The sequence below is a fragment of the Streptomyces sp. NPDC059371 genome (genome assembly GCF_042751995.1).
GTDB lineage: Bacteria > Actinomycetota > Actinomycetes > Streptomycetales > Streptomycetaceae > Streptomyces.
This window is the reverse complement of sequence record NZ_JBHYXD010000073.1, coordinates 4820-5743: the sequence shown is the minus strand read 5'-3', so window position 1 is coordinate 5743 and position 924 is coordinate 4820. Positions and strand designations below refer to the sequence as shown.

The following is a 924-nucleotide window of genomic DNA, read 5'->3' as shown; positions in this document are numbered from 1 at the left end:
CCGCGGCGGCGCCGCACAAACAATAATACCGCCCCCCCGGGCGCGGGGGGGGGGGGGCGCCGCGGGGGCCCCCCCCCCCCCCCCGCGTCCTCGCTCACGGTCCTCGCCGCTACATGCCCCTGCGCGGGGCGGGCGGCAGCGCGGCCGGGATGTGGTGCATCCCGGTGCCGTGCCGGCCGGAGCCCGGCTGCCAGACGGATGTCGTGGTCGAGGTGTGCCCGTGCTGTGCGGCGATCTGCCGGGCCGTCTGCGCTCCCGCGCTGTACGAGCTGTACGTGCCCGACGAGCTGAACGAGTTCGAACCGCGCCCGAGGATCCCGAAGGCCTTGAAGCCCATGTTCTCCTCCCCGTGACGGTCGCCGGGCAGGGTCCTGAACGCCCTGATCCACTCGGCGTAGAGCGCGTCGTAGATCGGCGTGGCCGAAGAGCCGCCCGGATGGGAGTCCAGCGCCGGACTCGACGCCTGCACCTCTCTGCTCGAACGGAGGGGGGAGCCAGAGGCGGGGACCGGCTGGAAGGACCGGTGGCCGGGGACGTCGTAGGTGTGCACGTACGTGCCAACGACCCCGCTGCCCAACGGATGCGGCCGGAACGGCCCTTTCGCGGGCCGTCCGGAGTGACCGGCGCGCGCGGGGGCGCGGGGAACCGCGCGGGCACCCCGGGGCGGCCGACTTCGGCCGCCCGCCCGCGGTTCCCCGCCCCGCCCGTCGGCCGGCCTCAGATGCCGGCGAGCGGCATCGCCGCCGCGACCAGCTTGCCGTTGGCCGCCGCCTTGTCGAGCGCGTCGCGCAGCAGGTCCTCCCGCGGCTGGCGGCCGATCGAACCGACCGGCGCCGCGAACACGATCACCGGGTGGAGCGTGTTGGCGGGGGCGCGCCAGCCCTCGGGGTCCAGGTTCCCCCGGTGGGGCAGGCACCCCCCGCC

General features: G+C 76.2%; 1 protein-coding gene and 1 pseudogene. Both read right to left on the bottom strand.

What is annotated here, in order from left to right; genetic code table 11:
• Positions 1 to 109 precede the first annotated feature (109 nt).
• Positions 110 to 469 carry a hypothetical protein gene (locus ACFXGX_RS30790; protein WP_384797453.1) on the bottom strand — a complete coding sequence of 120 codons (360 nt, stop codon included), beginning with the start codon at positions 467 to 469 and terminating at the stop codon, positions 110 to 112.
• Between the two features lie 248 nt (positions 470 to 717).
• Positions 718 to 924: pseudogene (locus ACFXGX_RS30785) on the bottom strand (hypothetical protein); the annotation flags it as partial.